The organism is Microcoleus sp. AR_TQ3_B6 (assembly GCF_036702785.1).
Lineage (GTDB): Bacteria > Cyanobacteriota > Cyanobacteriia > Cyanobacteriales > Microcoleaceae > Microcoleus.
This window is the reverse complement of record NZ_JAUBVJ010000006.1, coordinates 1-18943: the sequence shown is the minus strand read 5'-3', so window position 1 is coordinate 18943 and position 18943 is coordinate 1. Positions and strand designations below refer to the sequence as shown.

Below are 18943 nucleotides of genomic sequence, written 5' to 3'. Positions count from 1 at the left end.
ATTGTTGAGAAGTTTTAAAGGGGGATATTGTTCCTGCTGTTACAAAAATGTTGGAGAAGACTTGGGTGCTGTTTTCTGAGCTACCAGAGATGGAGAGAATACCAGATTTTATCAAAATAGTCAATCTAATAATTAACCGATGGCGATCGATATTTGTTAGTCAAGAGTCATCAGTCACGGTTATTAGCTGTAAGCTAATATTATTTAGTAGTGCTTAGCTGCTGAATGATAGGGATGTGCGATAGAACAACCGCTCTCACATAGGTTTCTAGTGAGCAATGCAAGTCCTCATAAAACTCAGAGGACTTGCATTTTTCACTAGAAACGTGATAACGGTTATTTTACAGGAATAGATATGATATCAATTCCGGTTGCACCGGAATTATTGTTGACTGTTGACTGTTGACTGTTGAAGGAGGGGTCTAAAAACTGAATGATAGTTGAGTATTGACTGTTGATTCGATTTTACAATTCCTCAGAAGCGCGGAGTTGATATGACTGATGAATGCTGACTCATGACTAACATTTCTGGAGACTATTAGACTCAATAAACCGCGAATAGGAAAGAAAATTCTGCTTTTGGGTTCAAAATCTTAACTCCTATTCCCGGTTTCTGCCTCCTAGAGTGACTAATTACCAAGTTTCTTCATCGGGCTTATTGGAATTGCTCCAGATTTCTACATCTAAATCATTGAGATAAATCAGACCACTTTCAATCTGTTGACTTGAACCGTTAAGTTCCAAATCAAACCAACCGTCATCTAAAGTTTTGACACCCAACAAAGCAGCATTAAAATTAACCGTCAAACCGTATTCAGAAATCAGATTAGAAATGACAGGTTCCTGATGGTATTCTTTAGGAACACGAATGCGAATGCGGGTTTGAGTTGGTCTGCTGTCGCCAATCTCAGATTTGGGAATATCTGATTCTTGGGTTTTGTGAAAATTGTCGATCGCCTCAAATTCAGATTCGCTAGTGTTGTGAGCTAACATTTGGGCCTCCTAATGTTTGTTTCAGTTTAGATTTTTCACCAATATCTTGTAGAGTGCGGATCGGCGAGATTTTCCAGATTCCAAGCAGATTGTCGATAGATCCGCACCCTACTAATGACTAACAACTGCGCACCCTAATGACTGATGATTATTCTTCAACTTCCTTAATGCTCGTTTTTCGTTCCAAAATCTCCTTAAGCACGAGGGTAACAACTGCTAAAAGACCTAGAACTACCGCCGCTGAAAATGCGGCTTGCGTCGCGTACTGCTTGTAAGCATCCTCTACAAACAAAGGCAAAGTTTGCGTTTTTTTAGCAATATTTCCCGACACCACAGAAACAGCTCCAAATTCTCCCATTGCCCTAGCATTGGTCAAAATTACTCCGTAAAGCAATCCCCAGCGAATACTGGGAAGCGTGACATTCCAGAAAATTTGCCAGTCATTTGCTCCCAAAGTTTTCGCCGCCTCTTCTTGATCGGTTCCCACTTCTTCCAAAACAGGAATTACTTCGCGGGCAACAAAAGGCAAGGTAACAAAAGCAGTAGCCAGCACCATTCCAGGGAAGGCAAAAATAACCTTAATATTGGCCCCCTCCAGCCACGACCCGAACCATCCCAGCCGACCGTAAAGCAGTACAATCATTAAACCTGCAACTACGGGAGATATGGCAAAAGGTACGTCTAAAAGGCTGATTAATAGCGTCCGACCCGGAAATTTGTTGCGGCCAATTACCCAGGCAGCACACAAACCGAAGACTGTATTTACAGGCACAACAATCAGAGAAATTATCAGGGTTAGTTGCGCTGCGTGCAGAAAATCGGGCGAGGTTAAGTTAGAAAAAAATGGCTCAAATCCCTTTCTGAAAGCTTGGTAAAAAACATTGAGCGCGGGGATAAATAAGACAAGAGCGAGATAGCCGATCGCAATTGCGATTAAAGTTGGTTTTACCCAAGCTTTTTCCTGACTCCGACTAGAACCTGCGGGCGGAAATTTGTAACCAGCGGGTGAATTGATATTAGCCGTCATAGCGTCTTCTCCATGCTTGTAAGAGATTAATTGCGAACAGCATTGCCAGGGAAATAGCTAACATGACAGTACCGATAACTGTTGCTCCTGCATAGTCGTACTGTTCCAACCTTTGGAAAATTAAAACCGGGGCGATTAAATCTTTGAACGGTATGTTAGAAGCTACAATTACAGTAGACCCGTACTCGCCAACCGCTCGCGAAAATCCGAGTGCTACTCCGGTTAAAATAGACGGAAATAGCGGCGGTAAAACTACTCGCCAGAAGGTTTCAAATTGAGAAGCACCTAAGCACCAAGCTGCTTCTTCGATATCTTTTTCCATCTCGTTTAAAACGGGCTGTACGGTTCTAACGATAAATGGCAAGGAAATAAATATCATCGCTATGCCTACGCCCAATCGAGTAAAGGATATCTTGATTCCCAAAGGTGCAAAAAGCGAACCAATCCAGCCGTTATCGCTGTAAACTGTGGCGAGAGTTAAACCTGCAACAGAGGTGGGCAGTGCAAAAGGCAAATCGACCACTGCATCTACAATCCGTTTTAAGGGAAAGTCGTAGCGGACTAATACCCAAGCAATTAATGTGCCGAATACTCCGTTAATTAAGGCCGCAATTAATGCCGTAAAGAAGGTGACATCGTAGGCGGAAAGGGCGATCGGACTGGTGGCAATTTTCGCAAATTCGACGGGGTTTGCTGTGCTGGCTTTCAGCAGCATTGCTACAACTGGGAGGAATAGCATTAAGCTGAGGTAGCCTAGAGTGATTCCCCAAGGTAATGTTATTTTGCCGATCGCCTTTTTGATATTTTTGATCGGAGGTTGAGGATTACTGATTGCAGATGATCCAGCCATAAGTCAATAGTTTTGAGTTAGAAAGAATAATTGCTGTCGGGGCGGGTTTTACCAAAAATAATTGCCTAAAACCAATCATCTCGTAAACCCGCCCCGACCGATTAGATAGATGTAGGGTGCGCCGCCCTCCTAGAATCTGCAAGGCGCGATCGAATATCTAGCAGCGACGCACCATACCAGAGACGGGTTTTACCGATCGTATGTGACTAAAAGCAATCATCGCGTAAACCCGCCCCGGCCACTACTGTTTAATTGAACCTTGGATTTTGTCAAAAACAGCTCCGTCATCGAAGAATTTCTTCTGAATATCTCCCCAACCTCCTAAGTCTTGAGCTGTAAATAGGGTTTTGATGGGCGTATATTTTTGGACAAATTCTGGTTCCGCCGCTACTGTCGCATCTACTGGGCGGAAGCCTGCTTTGGCAAATTCTCGCTGAGCTTCTGGGGAGTAGAGAAACTTGACAAATGCTTCAGCGACTTCGCGAGTACCGTGTTTATCAACGTTTTTATCGACAACGGCAATCGGATTGTCGATCGAAACATTGACTTCGGGAATAATATAAGTCGGTTTTTCGCCTTTCTGACCCGCCAAAATAATCTCGTTTTCGTAGTTAATTAAGGCGTCACCTTGCCCTTGTTTGAAAAATACATCGGTGGCTTCGCGGGCATCTTTAGTCAGGATGGGGACGTTTTTGTAGACTTTAGTAGTAAAGTCTAATGCTTTGGTTTCGTCTCCTCCTGTTTTAACAACCGAGCCCCAAAGTGCGAGGAAATTCCAGCGTGCAACGCCTGAGGTTTTAGGATCGGCGGTGATCAATTTCACTCCGTCTTTGCTTAAATCTTCCCAGGTTTTAATGCCTTTGGGATTGCCTTCGCGGGTGACTATTGCTCCTACGGATTTGCTGACTATGCCTTCGTTGGGGACTTCTTTTTCCCACCCGGGCTCAATGAGTCCGGCTTTTTCGATTTTGGCAGTGTCGAGGGCGAGGGCTAGGTGTACAATGTCTGCTTCTAAACCGTCAATTACGGCCCGAGTTTGGGAACCGGAACCGCCGTAGCTTTGGTTGAAGGTGACGGTTTGACCCTTTTCTTTTTGCCACTGTTCTACGAATTTGGGAATTATCGCTTCGTGGGCGGCTTTGGTGACGGCGAAGGATACTAGGGTTAATTCTACGTTGCCTTTGTTGGCTGCTGGGGTAGCACCGTTTGGAGTGGCTGCGGGATTGTTGTTGCTGGTTCCCTGGCCGCAGGATGCAACGGCTAGACTTAAAGTTATTCCCACTAAAAATAGCGACACAAATCTTTTCAGCGCAGTCAATGATTTATTTGTACCGACTGGTGGCTGCTGCGGCCAGTGAAGGTGTTGAGTTAGGCGTTGCCACGGACTCATTATATTTGTTCCTCTAGAGAAAGTACGGTTTTTAGGTCGGAATACCGTAATTATGGTTGTGAAGTACGATTATAGACAAGAGCGAGTCAAATGGCAACAAAAAAAACGAATGGGGGGAACTCAGGGTCGATCGAATATCCTAAAGTCTTTTCCTTCGGTGCTTTCGAGTCAGATTGGCGCTAAAATGTGGACTATCTATAGAGATACTATTATTGAGTTAGGGTGCTAAGCAGGCGCGGCTGCACGATAGGCTTGCACGATAGGCCTGCACGACTACCATCGGCAGATCGCCCAAATGTAATATACCTGCCAAGAGAGCCCGCCTAAGCGGGCCTATGCCTGACTCGCGCGATCGCCCTTAAGTAAGAAAAAGTTTTAACTGGTATGATGTCCTTACCCCGCCCCGTCTCAGACACCCTAATTGAACTGTTGAAGCCTGTAGCCTGCGAATTGGGAGAAAGATTGGGAGCAAGCGCTGTCAACGAACGCTATGGAGAAATTGAGCCGTCTGGTTCTGGTGCTTTGAACCAGCAAATCAAAAAAGACCCCCGCTGGATTAAAGCACAAGTTAGATATTTGCAGGGGCAGCAGACCAGAGAACAAGAATTAATCGCGCTCGTCGATGCAGAAGAAAGGGTAAAGGAAGAACGCGCTAATCGAATTAAATCACAAGAATTGAGAGATAAGCGGGCAATTAGCAGGCTTTGCCGCGACTTAATGCGGGAGTTTCAATCAGAAGCAATTCGAGTTAAGCTGACCGAAATTCAAGCTATTTGGGACAGGGACAACTGGTTTTCTAATTTGAGCAGGCAGGAAACTGAACAGATTTTGCAGCAGCAGCAGCACCGATTGCTGCTGTTAGTTGCTCCGGCAAAGATTAGCCAAGATTGCCCGTCTTCGTTTCGCCACAATCTGAATATCGAGCTGCCGGCTAAGTTGAGAGCTTTTTTGAACCAGCACTACCCCCAGCACGGAGAATTGTGTCCGGTTCAGTTTTACGGAGACTATTTCAAAAAGGCGATTTCTGATATTGATGTGGAGCGGTTGCAGAGCGTTTTGTCTCCCGTACCTACAGCTATACTGTACAGCGATATCAGCGATTATGAAGTTAATTTTCATGTCGGTTTTTGGGGAGTCATAAATCAAAACGTTTCTTTAGTCGCGATGCAGCCTTGGAATTGGGAAGAGGTTTATCACCAGTTGGAGGCCGAGGGGAAAGACCAAAAGGTGAGCCTGCGGATTATTCGGCAAATAATTGTGACAATTCATAAGTTATTGGCGGCTTTTTTAGCTGATTTGTATTATTTAAATATCGATTTTGCTCACGAACCTCAGCTATTTAATTTAGAGGCGGAATTTTCTCAGGAATGGTTTTCTAAAGATTGGGCCATACCGTATATTGAAACTCTTAAAGAAATTCAGGAGCAGCAGCGAATAGTCTATAAGGGAGAGATGCGGCGGCTGGCGCTTCGAGAGGCGAAAGCTAGGGCGGAACGCCAGCGTTTGGAGGAGGCTGAACTCAAACGGAGAGAGGAAGTTAAGGCGGCATCTCAGCGGGCGAAGGAATTAGCTCACAAATTAACACATCTGAACTGGCGGTGTGTATTTACGCTGCCGGGACATTCATCGTTTGTGAATTCTCTGGCGATTAGTCCTGACGGCAAAATTCTGGCTAGCGGCAGTTGGGATAAAACTATTAAGATTTGGAATTTAGAAACAACGGAATTACTTGGCACTCTGACGGGACATTCCGATCGCGTAAATTCGGTGGCTATTAGCTATGACGGAAAAATGTTGGTCAGCGGCAGTTCGGACGAAACCATTAAGTTTTGGAATTTGCACAACGGTGATTTGCTGTGTACTTTTCCGGGACATTCTATGGAAGTGAATTCGGTGGCGATTAACCCGAAGCGCCAGATAATAGCTAGCTGCGGCGGGGCTGATAATACGATTAAGCTGTGGAATTTGCGGACTGGTGAGTTGCTGCGGACTTTGAAGGGTCATTCGGACAATGTGAATTCGGTGGTTTTTAGCCCGGACGGTAAAATATTGGCGAGTGGCAGTAGTGATGCGACGAGCAAGGTTTGGGATGTGGAAAGCGGCAAGTTGCTGCGGACTCTTTCGGGGTTGAAGGTTGGGGTGAATTCGGTGGCGATCGCGCCGGACGGTCAGATTCTTGCTAGCGTCAGCAATGATTATACGATTAAGCTGCGGAATTTGCATACGGGCAGTTTGTTGCGGATTTTAAATACTAATTCTGCCAAGGGAAAGGGTGTAGCGAATTTAGGAACGAATGAGGCGCTGCATATTTTGAAGAATTATGTGAGTCGGGGCGAGTCGGTTGCTATCAGTGGGGACAGTTTGACTTTGGCGAGCGGGGGCGATGATAATACGATTAATATTTGGAATTTGCAGACGGGGGATCTGTTGAGGAGTCTTAAGGGACATTCGGGTACGGTGTACTCGGTGGCGATCGCACCAGAAGGCAAGATACTTGTCAGTGGTAGTGCGGATGAGACGATTAAGATTTGGCGCTGCGATTAGTTAGTCATTAGTCATTAGTCATTAGTCAGTAGTCAGTAGTCAGTAGTCATTAGTTAGTAGTCATTAGTTAGTAGTCATTAGTCTTATCGTGTTGGGTAAATTAACCACAATACTTGTAGGGGCGGGTTTTACCAACAATCTATAATTCCCACTAACAATCTACATAAACCCGCCCCCACCGAGCGACTAGATCTCAGATAATCTGCTTTTGCCGCGAGTCTGGCTGGTTTCAACCCCACAGCGAGAAACTAAACAAAACTTACGGATGGAAGCGCTTATTCCCGGTTTCTACGAAAACTTGGGTTGAGCAATCAGAAATATAGGAAGAAACCGGGTTTCTGAGATCGAGGTGCGTAAGTCCTGCCCAACTCCTCTAAAAGAGGAATGCGGGATTTAACTAGACATGGAGGATAATTCCGGTTTAGCCCTTGCCCCGAGGGGTTTTGGGCGAATTTGAAAAAAAATTGGCTGGGGGGGTTGCGCTAATGACTATAAGTTTGCTATATTAAGTTTCACTGCTGGTGTAACTCAGTTGGTAGAGTAGCTGATTTGTAATCAGCCTGTCGCAGGTTCAAATCCTGTCACCAGCTTTATAGCAGTTTTCAATCGGATTAAATACACTTTGAGTTGGTCAGTCAAGATAGAATCTTGGACTTTCCTAAGCTGCAAACCTAGGGAAATTGCTCGCAACTGATTTAGGATTGGTATATTTGACATCCAATTTCTGGGCTTGGACTCGATCGACTGCCGTTTAACCCTTGACTCGAGCGCGACTGATGAGAATGACTTGAATATCTCTTTGTGCCAGGAAAGCGGCACGTTTCCAAACCTAATCCGCGATTAGCAGCCGTTACAACTGCGAGCTTTTTCATAAGTCTAAGCTTCTCTTGCCTTAGTAAAAAAATCACGCTTGTTGCTTGACCAAGGCAGGGAATTTCTATTCTGTAAAAATCCCCTACCTCGATCTAAATAAAGATGTTGCTTTCAGAAGAACTCTCTGAAACGGTTCCTATTTCTGCCAATTCTAACCGAGAGACGGCCCAAGACTCTGAAGCCGGGTGGCGATTAATACGAACCAAAAAACCAGTTGGCGGGCGCTTGGGGATCGTTACTTGCGTGATATTCGTACAGGGCGATGGAAAATTCATCTCGGGAAAGTTTCCCATCTCCGTTCGTGTCTATTTTGGAAAAAGCGATTTTAGCGTCTTCTTCTGAGCGGCCTAATGACTTCAAATAGATTGTATACTCTTTTAATGAAATCTCTCCATTCCCATCTATATCGACACAATCAAAACAGCCTTTATCAACCCTAAATTGTGTTTTTTCGCCTGTATTTGCCGCAATCAAGATATCGGCGGACTTCAGGTATTCATCCAATGTGACTTTATTGTCTCCATCTGTATCAGCAGGTTTCCAAAAAGTTTCCCAGCTAGCGACAGAGGCGGAGAGGATTTTCTCATAGTCTGTTGAACCGGGTTGAATCCCCCTCAGTTCAGCAAGCTTTTGACCATGTTGTTCAAAGTCTGCTAATTCTACGATTCCATCCTTCGACGTGTCAAGCATATAAAAGCGCAAGGCGAGCTTTCTTTTTTGAAATTCACTCAGCATAAATAATCTTCCTTGTTTTGTGGTTTAATGTTTTTTTCAACTGTTGCAATTGCTGCTGATTATAATACACCATCGATTGCATTTTTTTTTAAGGTACAATAATATTTACAATCCCAAATTTTACTGGCAGCTTAAAATCAGCAAATGCGTTTCAGGTCCGGATTGAAAACCGCCCGCTTTAACTCACGAGGGTCGGGGTTCGACTAGATTAACTCATTCAAGTCGGCTAGCATAAATAACTAATTCCCAGAAAACTGCTCCCTCTATATTCTCACCACTGATTTATGATTGCTATATGTGCTATTTTGTATCTTGGGGGCGGGCTCGCGTGTCCACCCCACAAGAGTTTCCCGAAAAATAGGTACACAAGTTAAATCTGCGACAAATTACAAGGCTTTACCTAAGGCAGTGCAGGCTTTTTTCAACCATTCAATTGCTGCTGCATCAAGTACGGGTTCCAGTTTCTCGACTACAGCAGCATGATAATTATTCAACCATGCTAGTTGAGCCTTTGAGAGCCGATCGACATTTATCAATTTGCGCTCAAACGGAATATACGTCAGCGGTTCAAATCCGTACCAAACCGAACCGTTTTTGGATGGCATTTCCCTGACAACATAGAGATTTTCGATGCGAATTCCGCCCCATCCCGGTTTGTAATATCCCGGTTCAATGCTGGTTACCATTCCGGCTTCCAGGGGATACTGCACAGATTTGCTGATGCCGTTTGGCCCTTCGTGACCGGCTAAAAACGCGCCGACTCCGTGCCCTGTACCGTGTCCGTAGTCTAGCTGTTCTTGCCATAATACCGCACGGGCGATCGCATCTAATTGCGCTCCCGTTGTTCCTTTGGGAAATTGCTGCATTGCACAGTTGATGTGCGCGATTAACACTGTTGTGTAGTGTTCTATTTGTAGCGCCGTCGGTTCTCCGATACTTACTGTTCTCGTATCGTCGGTTGTACCTGCTAAATATTGCGCGCCGGAATCCAGTAGCAACAATTCTCCGGGTTTTAAGGTGATTTCTGGGCTGGGGGTTCCGTAATGTACGATCGAGCTATTGGCTCCCGCACCCGCGATCGTTCTAAAAGTTAAAGTCTGAAAATCTGTTTCTTGGTGGTAAAATCTTTCGATAGTTTCTTTGACATCAAACTCTGTCACTACCTTACCATTCTCTAGCTGTTCTGTCAACCACTTTAAAGTCAAAGTTTTCGCTCGACTTGCTTTGAAATTGGCTGATTTCATCTGCTCGATTTCTACAGGATTTTTGCGAGCTTTCATCCCTTCTACCGGATGTGCCTCAAAAATTATTTCAATGTTGTAAAACTGCGCTTCTTGCTGGTTTAAGAGTAACTGGTACGTGCCCGCTGTGCTGTGTTTCGGGTCTAAAAGTACCCGAACTTTATTGGGCAAATTTACGCAAGTTTCTAATGTATGCGGATAGTCTGCGTAGGGAAGCAAAGTTACATCCGCCCGCAATTCTTGCTTGATTTCTAGCGGAATTCGTTCGGGATTTGTAAACAAGAACGCTGCATCTGTGGTGACAATGGCATAGGCTATGAAAATGGGAATGTGGGGAATATCCGAGCCTCGGAGATTGAACAGCCACGCTATTTGATTCAGGTTGGTAATCGGAAGCACATCGATATTGGCGAGTTGCATCGCTTCCCTGACTCTGGCTAATTTTTCGGCGGCGGTTTCTCCTGTCAGGGATACAGGTAAGCTAAATATGGGCTCTGCATCAATCGCGGGTAACGTCTCTGCTGTTTTCCAAGGATTTTGCGATCGCACTTTGTCTGTCAAATTCTCCGGGATTGGTATGAGCTCAATCTCCGCCGTCGCAAATTTTTTCACCCAATTTTGATATTGCTCTGTCCCTAGGGTAAACGGGTCAAAACCCAGGCGAATTTTCGTCGATCTTTGTGCCGCTTCTACAGCCAGTTTTTCTAAAGTTTCAACCGAGGTTAAATTTCCTTCTAAGCCGAGTTTCGATATTTCGATGAGTCCAGGGTCTACTTGCAATTCTGCTTGTTCGTAGTAGCGGGAATCCACAAACAACCAAGCGGAATCTTTACCAACCAACAAATCGCCGGCGGAACCCGTAAAACCGCAAATCCAAGCTCGCCGTTGCTTGGCTGCTGGAACTGATAAATTTAAGTGTTCGTCAACCGCTGGGATGAAATAGCAATCTACGTCATAATCTGCCATCAAATCGCGCAAGTCTGCCAGTTTTGCCGCAGAGGTATCTTGGAGATTTTTATTGGCTTTCAAGTTAGTGGCAACCATTTTTTATTTTCCTATTTTACTTGTTTAAAATTGTCTTCAAACCTTTAACTAATCTCCTAATACCTGCGGTGGCAGTTGCTTTCTCAAAAGCACCGTAACCAACCCGCAAATAGCAGCCGCTATCCATACCGAAGGTTGTACCGGGAAGGACTGCTACGTGATATTCGCGAATTAATTGTTCGACTAATTGCATTGTATCGAGTTCAGTATCAATTTTCAAGAAAAAGTAGAATGCTCCGGCGGCCGGGGAAATTTGACAGAAGTTTTGAATGGTATTGAGTTCCTCTAATACGAGTTGCCGCACAGATGCGATCGCCCTAAGATAATTATCGCAGTAACCTCTACCAACTTGCAAGGCTCCCAGGGCTGCATACTGAGAAATGACCGGCGGACAAATTAAGATTGTATCTTGAATCTTTTTCACTGAAACCAGCAAGTGTTCTGGTATTACCATATACCCAATTCGCCAACTCGCAAAACCGTAGGCTTTGGAGAGGGTAAACAGGGAAATTGTATGTTCGCTGCTATTGGGAAAAGCGGCGGGCGAACAGTGTTTGACGCCGTTATAAGTAAAATACTCGTAGGCTTCATCGCTGATGTGATAGATGTTGTGGTGGCGGCATATTTCGTTAACTTCCCGCAATGCTTCGGAAGGATAAACGGCGCCGGTTGGGTTGTTGGGTGAAACGGTGACAATGGCTCGCGTTTTGTCGGTAATTGCTTTTTTTATAGCATCGATATTAAGTTGATAGTTGGCGTCGGTTTCTACTATCACTGGTCGGCAATTTGCCATAATTGCCGCCATTTCGTGGTTGAAGTAATAAGGTACTTGGATAATAACTTCGTCTCCAGGCGAGGTAATAGCGAGAAGGGCGTTGGTAAATCCCATGTTGCTGCCGGCGGTAACAACTATGCAGTTTTTGCTGTTAATTTCTATGTTGTTATCTGTTTTGAGTTTGGCTGCGATAGCCTCATGTAATTGTGGAATGCCTTCGACGGCTTTGTATTTGTGATTGTCAGGAGTTGCCAAGAATTCGGGGATTTTTTCAAAGGATTCTTGGGGCGGATTGTAGTAAACTACACCTTGTCCTAAGGATATCGTTCCCGGATTTTGGCGGATCAGTTCGCCAATTACTGGAATTATTGGCGACTGTACCGATTGCATTCGAGTTGGGTGATTTTTCATTTAATTTAGCTCGGTTTTTAGAATAAAATTGTTTGTAGTCAAGACTTGACTCAAGTAGGGTGCGTCAGCGGGAAAAGTTTCTATCTGCGATCGCAACATTCAGCCCGAAGCACACCCTACAATCACTAACTTAGTTAACTGGTGCGCCCTGCACACCCTACATATATGCTTTGTAGGGTTCGCACTGTGAACCGAGATCGCTATAAAGAGCGAGTCCAACTACTTTTTGCCTAAGTCTTATTATATTATAATTAAACTCTTTCAACTTCAATTTTAGAACCTTGTGGCGACTTAAACACTTTAACTTGTGCGGGCAATCTTTCCCCCAATGCTCGAACGTGGGTAATCACTCCTATCAGCCTTTCTCGCTGCCGCAAAGATTCTAAAATTTGAGTAACGCTTTCGAGAGTTTCGGTATCTAAAGTCCCAAATCCTTCATCGAGAAACAAGCTGCCCAAGTGAGATCCTTGAGACAGTTTCTCTGACAAAGCTAAAGCCATTGATAAGGAAGTGGCAAAGGTTTCGCCGCCGGAAAGAGTCCGCACTCGTCTAGCTTCGCCGCCGTTCCAATTATCTGCTACCCAGTATTCGCCGTCTTGGTTTCTTAGTTTGTAGCGATTTTCGGTTAATTCTTGCAAAATTAATGTGGCGCTGCCCACTAATTCTGCTTCTAAATGTTCTAAAATATATGATTGAAATTCGTTGGATTTGAGATTCTGCGCTAAGGTGTGATAAGTTTGCTCTTGTTCTGCAAAATTGGTGATTTGCTGTGACAGTCTTTCGGCTTGTTCGAGATTTTGCGCTGCTACTTGAATCCAAGCTAAAAGTTCGGCGCGGTTGTTGTTGGCTTGTTTGAGGTTTTCTTGGGCGGTATGTTTTGCCGATCGCACTTGTGCTAAATTATTCTCATCGGTAGTTCTGCCGGAGATCGCCTCGCTCAAATCTTTCGCCCGCGTCTCTAACTGAATTTTGGATTCGCGGTGAGAGCGAATAGCATTTTGCCATTCCGATTGTTCCTTAACTGTCGCAACCGCTGCTAAAAATGTCTCTTCTGTGAAATCAGCCGCTGTTAATTTTGCTGACCAATCCTGGTTTAGCTGGTGTTTGTGAGCCTGGGCTTCTCCAAAAAACTCTCCAGCTTGTTGCTCTCTCTCTGCTGCTTGAATAACCGTATTTTGAGCCCTTTGATAAGATTTTTCGGCAACTTTCAGCAGATTTGCCAAGGCTTGCTTGTCTTCTTCTAAGGCTTTTACTAAATTAGGATAAGGTTGATATTCGGTAATTTCATAAAGCGCATTTAGACAAATTTGCAACTGCTGCTGCCGGCGGTCTAATTCGGCACTCGCCTCTTGATATTCTTGCTGTTTAGCTGCTTGAGTCGCCACAGCAAAATTAAATCTTTCCTGAAATTTTTCATATTCCAATGATGCCAGTTGGAACTGCTGCTCGATTTCGCGGTATTGGCGATCGCTCTCTTGAAGTCTTGCCAGTTCCTGGTGCAACTGCAACACTTCCCACTGAGGATCTCCCAAAACTTGAGTGATATTCTGCTGCAATTCGGCAAGTCTATTCGCGGTTAATTCCAGCATTTGAGAAATTTCCGACTCTTTTTGCAGGCCGGCTGAAACTGCACTTTTCCCCTCAGCCGCCAAGCTTTGAGCAGCTTGAAAAACCTTAGTTGCAGCCGCCAATTTCCGCCGCAAACCAGCGACATCGACAATATTAGAATTCGGCAAAGGAGGGAGGAGCTCGCTCTCAGGATGCACCCCTCCGCACACCGGGCAAGTCTCGCCAGAATTCAGGGACATTCTGATAGCAGCAACAGTCTCTAAACGTGCCGCTTCCGCATTAGCGGTTTGGGCCGCTTCTAACTCGCGATCGCACTCTTTTAGCCTGAATTCTGCTGCTTCTAAATTAGTGGCAAGCTCCACATAGTTCTGTTGAGCGCTTTCCTTCTCTGCGATAGATTTCTCTAACTGTTGCTGCTGAGTTTTTTCCTGATTGGCAATTAGCTGAAATTCCATCAATAAGGGTGCAATTTGCTGCAATTGCTCTAAACGCTTTCCTCCCGGCAAAGACTGTGCGAGCTGCGTCGCTATTTGAGTAACTCGAAAACCCGCACTTTTAATTTTAGTGTTAGCAGCTTCCACTTCTTTATCTGCTGCTTGAAAAAAGCGGAGCTTTTCCTGTTGATTTATTTGGGCAAGCGCCACTTCTTTTTCTAATTGAACGCGCTGTTCTTCATATACTTTAGCAGCAGCCAGAGCATCTTCGCGAGCCTTGATTTGTGGCGCTAGGGTCTCTTCTTTGGCTTTAGCCTCGTCAAGTTTCTGCTGCTCTTGGGCCAGCTCGTAGCGAGCTTTAACTAACTGCGTTCGCGCTGCCACCGAGGCACTTTCGGCAGTTTCATACTGACTGCGCGCCGATCGCACTAAAGCCCAATCTCCCTGTAAATGATTGGCAGCTTGCGCTTTTTCTAAACGCTGTGCTAAAATTTTCATTTCATCGGAATTAGCATTTAATTGAGCCAGTTTTTGTTGCAGCTCTTGCCAGCGAGCGATTTGCGAAAATAGCTGTTCCTCTTCATCTAGAGCCTTCTGAGCTTTCATAACGGCGCGATCGAACTCAGGCAACTGCTGCTCTAAAATCAAAAGTTGCGATCGTCTTTGAGCCACCTCATCCGCCGTCGGCGCACCCAACTCAGCTAGCTGCCTTTCCACCATTTCCCGTTCCTGTTTCAGCAACTTTGCCAGCTCATTTGTTTCCTTCCGCATCTGCTCAAAAATCTCAAATCCCGCTAGCTGCCGCAAAATTTCCCGGCGTTTTGAAGTATCCCCTTTAATAAACTCATCAAACTTGCCTTGAGGCAGAACAATTGCTCGCGTAAAAGTATCAAAATCCATTCCTAAAATCTGTTCAATCGTATTTTGAACAGCAACGATACTCGTCCCCAAAGTTTCCCATTCGCCATTTTGCCAGTTGTCCAAAATCACCTTATTTTCGGGATTTTTTGGACGAAAACGCCACCTTCGCGTCACCCGATACTGTGCCGAACCCACAGAAAAACGCAACTGTACTTTTAAATTTTCGCTACCTTGACTTACCAAATCACTTACTTGTTTGCCGCTGCGAGTAGTAGTGCCAAAAAGAGCGTAAGTCATGGCATCTAGCAGTGAAGATTTGCCCGCGCCTGTAGCACCAGTAATTGCAAACAAATCTAGTTGAGAAAAATCTAAACGCTGTTCCTGGCGGAAGCTGGTAAATCCTTCGAGAATAAGTTCGAGTGGACGCATACTGATTTTAGATTTTAAATGGTGGATTTCTCTTACTCTTTACCAGGCTCTGCCTGGTAACGCATATCCGGAGGCTCTGCCTCCAATTTTCCTATTTAAGCGCGAGGTAGAGCCTCTAGATATTTCCAGACGGAACCTGGAAGTTAAAGCGCGAGGCAGAGCCTCTAGATATTTCCAGACGGAGCCTGGAAGTTAAAATAAGGGGGAGAACAGTATTTAATTGTTAACTGTTTCCTTAAACTTCTTGTACAAATTTTGAAATTCCTCCAATACTGCCGGTTTCGGTGTCGTTCCCAATCTGTTTTGATAATAGTTGCAAAACTCGGCTGCCGGATCGAAATTATTGGGATCGATATTAGTTATTTCTGTTGGTTCTAGCGCTGCCTCTGGATAGCGCGGTTCAATTAACAGGGCTTGAGAACAGATTTGACGCACCCGATCGGCAAGTCCGATTTGCGGACTGTCCATTTCGACAATTACTTTCAAAAAACCAGGATGATACTGATGAGCTTGTAAAGTTTCATCAAGATTGTCGTTATGACATTTAAGCACTTTTAACGGCTTGTGGCAAGTCACCGGGTTAAATTCCACCTTTGCCTGACTTCCCGGCTCAACCTCGATCAAGCAAAATCCTTTTTCCTGTTCCGCTTCTCCAAAATCTAACTGAATCAAAGAACCCGAATAATAAGCGGGAGAAGTCTCTGAAATCCGCTGATGAATGTGGATGTGCCCGAGGGCAACATACTGAGCTTCCGGCGGCAGAGTTTGCGAGGACAGCAGGTATTTTTCTCGCGTGTAATAAGCGACTTCGGATTTTGCCAATCGAGCGCCGTCAATGCTCATGTGTCCCATGAGAAAATTGACAGTATTGTCTCTAAAATCCCTGGTTAAATCTTCGAGTAAATATGCTACAATTTCGCGGTAATCTTTGCGACGTTCCGCATCGCCAGACTGCCAGAGAGAATTAGCATCTAACAGTCTTTGTTCGGAAGCAAAAGGCATCGCTCCTACACAAAGTTTACCGCTTTTGGTATTAAGAGTAATCGTGCCGCCGTCTGCCGATCGCCTGGGCTTGCCTAAAGCGCGCACACCGGCGAGGGAAAGCAATTGCGCGATGCTGTCTATGCGGGATGCCGAATCGTGATTGCCGGCGATCGCAATTGCGGGAATTCCTGCTGCTTGGAGTTGGCAGAAAAAGTTATAAGCAATGCGTTCGGCGTAAGCCGTGGGGTTGGGCACGTCGAAAATGTCGCCGGCGACGAGCACAGCATCGACATCCAAGGCTTTTGCTTGCTTCAAAATCTGTTCGAGGGCGATCGCAATTTCCCCAGTGCGATCGATTCCTCGAAAACGTCGCCCTAAATGCCAGTCAGCAGTATGAATTATTCGCATAGTACGAGGAGTATTTTGTTTATTTTAACTGAGATGCTGTACCATTTTCAAGAACTGGCTCTTCGGCCAGTTCATAAAAGCCTGATTTAAAATGGTAAAATATTTCTGTTATAATGCTTTGTGCGATCGCCGTATAAATATCTGCCAAAGTTTATGCCTCTTCCTGTTCTCTAATTGCTCTTTCAATCTCATCAGGATCTGCCTCAGCATAACTAAAAGCATTCACCAAATCTACGGCATTCCGCTCGGGATGACCTTCTAAAATATGAGCATCGGTGGCACTTTGACGGCGATAACTTACCAACAGCCAAACAGGAATCCGAGTTTTTCGGATACAGGCTTCTGTGCCCGTGACACCGGGGGTCTTTTGAATTCCCGGTCAAAAGTTGCTTAAACTTTGAGCTAGGAATTGTATAGCTTGAGCCTTTTCTTCGGGAGTTAAAGCCAAGAGTTGCGGTTGCAATTATTTGAGTGTCATCTTCGCAGTAACTGAAGTCATAAATATCAAGTTTGGTCGTCCTAGAGGTATCCTAGCACTATGATACTCACAACTTTTATTCCACAGGCTTCACATCGTGAAACCGAGTATAATCAACCACCCGCCCTCCCGTCGGCGGTTTCAAAATAATATCTACAAACCGCATATTCCACAGGATTTCCGACGCCACAAAAGAATGTCGCGCGTGAATAGTTTGCGAAACAGTTTCGTCAAGTCCTGTTAACGTAATTACAATTTCCGCTTGCTGTTCCATCAAGTCTTTGGCAGTAAGTTGGTACAAAGGACTGCTCTCGTCAATTGCGTGCATAACCGTCCAAGTTAATGCAAAAATCGGAGAGTGACTCCGCACCAATTGCAAATCGTAAAAACGCCGCATAAATTCTCCTTCCGATGTTACCTCGTCGCGGATCAAAGTAGCTCGCTGCTGCGCTTCTAAAATTTGGTTGAAACGCTGATTTGCCGTGCGGTACATCAGAGTTGGAACACCGTTGAAAGGAGCGATCACAGCTACGCGGCTGAACATAACTCTAGCTGTTGGTCTGGAAAATCTCGCAAAAGCCAGTCCCGTAATCATCGCGACTCCCCACAAACCAAAAAGCGCTTGGATCGCGACTATTGTATTAGCGTAATCCGTGCGCGGATACATCGCGCCGTAGCCGATCGTCGCCATTGTTTGCACGCTGAAATAAAAGGCATCTTGGAAAGAACCCGGCCGTGCGTTAGCAATGCAATCTCCTCCCGCCAAGTAAGCTAAGGCAAATAAAGAATTCGTGACTGTATAGGAGAGACAAATGAGCAGGAAAAATTGCGGCCAAGAAAGAGTTAGCAGCCTGTGGTAGAGGTCGGCAAAATGCAGGCGAGGTACTCCCAACTTGACAATATTTAAGGGGAATTGTCCTTTGCGGCTGACTAAACGAGCTTGTGGCTGGCGGTTGCGGTGAATTTTCATTGCGATTTGTAACTGGGGCTGTTTCAATTTGTAACTATTGCTTTGAGCGGGAAAACTTATCCTTTAGACTGATGTCTGATTCCAAAAATTCGGATAAAAGCGGAGTTTAGAAATGGTTGAGCTTAACTGGCATGACTATCTCGTTATGGTTTCTTTTGTGGCTTCTATTGCGGGTCTAGTCCTGCTGGGCGATAATCGCAACTCGCAGCCAACGGACGATTCCCTACGGGATAGCTTCGCTTCGCGTACTTTGAGCGAAGAAATCCTAATCAAGATGAGCTTTACTTACTGGACAGTCTACTGCATCTCTGTTTTCGGGCTGAAACTTCACCTACCAGAGGATAGCTGGTTATTGCTCAGTTTGAAGCTGACTACTGTTCTTTCTTACTTATTGACTGCTTCTAGCATACTCAGCCTGCCGCTGCAACGCATGGCTGTCCGACAAGTTGAAGATTAACAAAAGGTGTTTGTAGTAAGGAACCCCACGCTTAAAAGCGGGGGCTTTTGGAAAGTCCGGCTCGTTTCGAGCGGTTCGAGAAGAAAGCCCGAACCTTACCAGAGACAGGATTAGACCTACGTTTTTAGAGTCATGATACCGGAAAATCCGTCGCTAGTTTTCCGCTCTATCGCTAAAAGTTAAACAGGCTCGGGCGGGGTTAAACCAGTGCTTTTGGCATAACAAGCTCATAAAACATTCAAGGGAGCGAACTTTACCCAGCAATGGAGGACTTTATGTCTAATTTTGTTTTTGTACTTGATAGTCACAAACGACCGCTCAATCCAATCCGCCCTGGAATGGCTCGCAAATTGTTAACGACTAACAAAGCTGCTGTTTTCAGAAGGTATCCATTCACCAAAGAACTGGGTCTGAAGCCCCGTCCTTCTAGGACGGCTTTAATTCTCTTCGATTTTTCTCGATTGTATCAA

Annotated in this window: 14 protein-coding genes, 1 tRNA gene and 1 pseudogene; 4 read left to right on the top strand and 12 right to left on the bottom strand. The window is 45.1% G+C overall.

From position 1 onward, the window contains the following. Positions 1-633: 633 nt before the first annotated feature. From QUB56_RS04740 to QUB56_RS04725, 4 genes are all read right to left on the bottom strand, one after another. On the bottom strand, positions 634-993 hold the full coding sequence (locus tag QUB56_RS04740; RefSeq protein WP_332953598.1) for an NIL domain-containing protein: 360 nt from the start codon (positions 991-993) through the stop codon (positions 634-636). A 148-nt stretch (positions 994-1141) separates the two neighbouring features. Further along, entirely contained in the window at positions 1142-2020 is an 879-nt protein-coding gene (gene cysW, locus QUB56_RS04735) for a sulfate ABC transporter permease subunit CysW (protein WP_332953595.1), read from the bottom strand. Further along, entirely contained in the window at positions 2010-2870 is an 861-nt protein-coding gene (cysT, locus tag QUB56_RS04730; protein WP_332953592.1) for a sulfate ABC transporter permease subunit CysT, read from the bottom strand. Before cysT ends, cysW begins: the two co-directional genes overlap by 11 nt. 241 nt (positions 2871-3111) lie before the next feature. Further along, complete coding sequence (locus QUB56_RS04725; protein WP_332953591.1) at positions 3112-4260, bottom strand: sulfate ABC transporter substrate-binding protein; 1149 nt, start codon at positions 4258-4260, stop codon at positions 3112-3114. Positions 4261-4644: 384 nt separating this feature from the next. Between QUB56_RS04725 and QUB56_RS04720 the strand changes: the two genes are divergently transcribed. Together QUB56_RS04720 and QUB56_RS04715 are read left to right on the top strand one after the other, a co-directional pair. Further along, a complete protein-coding gene (locus QUB56_RS04720) occupies positions 4645-6804 on the top strand; it encodes a WD40 domain-containing protein (protein WP_332953589.1) in 2160 nt (719 codons plus the stop codon). Between the two features lie 517 nt (positions 6805-7321). Next, a tRNA-Thr gene (locus QUB56_RS04715) sits at positions 7322-7394 on the top strand. A 475-nt stretch (positions 7395-7869) separates the two neighbouring features. Here QUB56_RS04715 and QUB56_RS04710 read toward each other — a convergent pair. The 8 genes and pseudogenes from QUB56_RS04710 to QUB56_RS04675 all read right to left on the bottom strand — a co-directional run bounded on the left by QUB56_RS04710 (position 7870) and on the right by QUB56_RS04675 (position 18016). Further along, positions 7870-8412, bottom strand: a complete 543-nt coding sequence (locus QUB56_RS04710) for an EF-hand domain-containing protein (protein ID WP_332953588.1) — start codon at positions 8410-8412, stop codon at positions 7870-7872. 386 nt (positions 8413-8798) lie between these two features. Further along, positions 8799-10697, bottom strand: coding sequence for an aminopeptidase P family protein (locus QUB56_RS04705; protein WP_332953587.1), 1899 nt, complete (start codon positions 10695-10697; stop codon positions 8799-8801). 16 nt (positions 10698-10713) lie between these two features. Further along, positions 10714-11883, bottom strand: a complete 1170-nt coding sequence (locus QUB56_RS04700; RefSeq protein ID WP_332953586.1) for a pyridoxal phosphate-dependent aminotransferase — start codon at positions 11881-11883, stop codon at positions 10714-10716. A 251-nt stretch (positions 11884-12134) separates the two neighbouring features. Continuing rightward, positions 12135-15176, bottom strand: coding sequence for an SMC family ATPase (locus tag QUB56_RS04695; protein ID WP_332953584.1), 3042 nt, complete (start codon positions 15174-15176; stop codon positions 12135-12137). 216 nt (positions 15177-15392) lie between these two features. Next, positions 15393-16568, bottom strand: coding sequence for an exonuclease SbcCD subunit D (locus QUB56_RS04690; protein ID WP_332953583.1), 1176 nt, complete (start codon positions 16566-16568; stop codon positions 15393-15395). A gap of 19 nt (positions 16569-16587) precedes the next feature. Next, positions 16588-16716: a hypothetical protein gene (locus QUB56_RS04685; RefSeq protein WP_332953582.1), complete on the bottom strand. Its 129-nt coding sequence runs from the start codon at positions 16714-16716 to the stop codon at positions 16588-16590. A 3-nt stretch (positions 16717-16719) separates the two neighbouring features. Next, positions 16720-17031: pseudogene (locus tag QUB56_RS04680) on the bottom strand (DUF433 domain-containing protein). Positions 17032-17122: 91 nt separating this feature from the next. Continuing rightward, positions 17123-18016 (bottom strand): ion channel, encoded by an 894-nt coding sequence (locus QUB56_RS04675; protein ID WP_332953580.1) that lies wholly within the window; start codon positions 18014-18016, stop codon positions 17123-17125. Positions 18017-18128: 112 nt separating this feature from the next. Here QUB56_RS04675 and QUB56_RS04670 point away from each other — a divergent pair, with 112 nt between their 5' ends. After that, the gene (locus QUB56_RS04670) at positions 18129-18473 is read left to right on the top strand and encodes a hypothetical protein (protein WP_332953579.1); all 345 of its coding nucleotides are present in this window, start codon (positions 18129-18131) and stop codon (positions 18471-18473) included. A 275-nt stretch (positions 18474-18748) separates the two neighbouring features. Then, positions 18749-18943, top strand: a 195-nt coding sequence (locus QUB56_RS04665) for an RRXRR domain-containing protein (RefSeq protein ID WP_332953577.1), incomplete at its 3' end; no start/stop codon positions are given.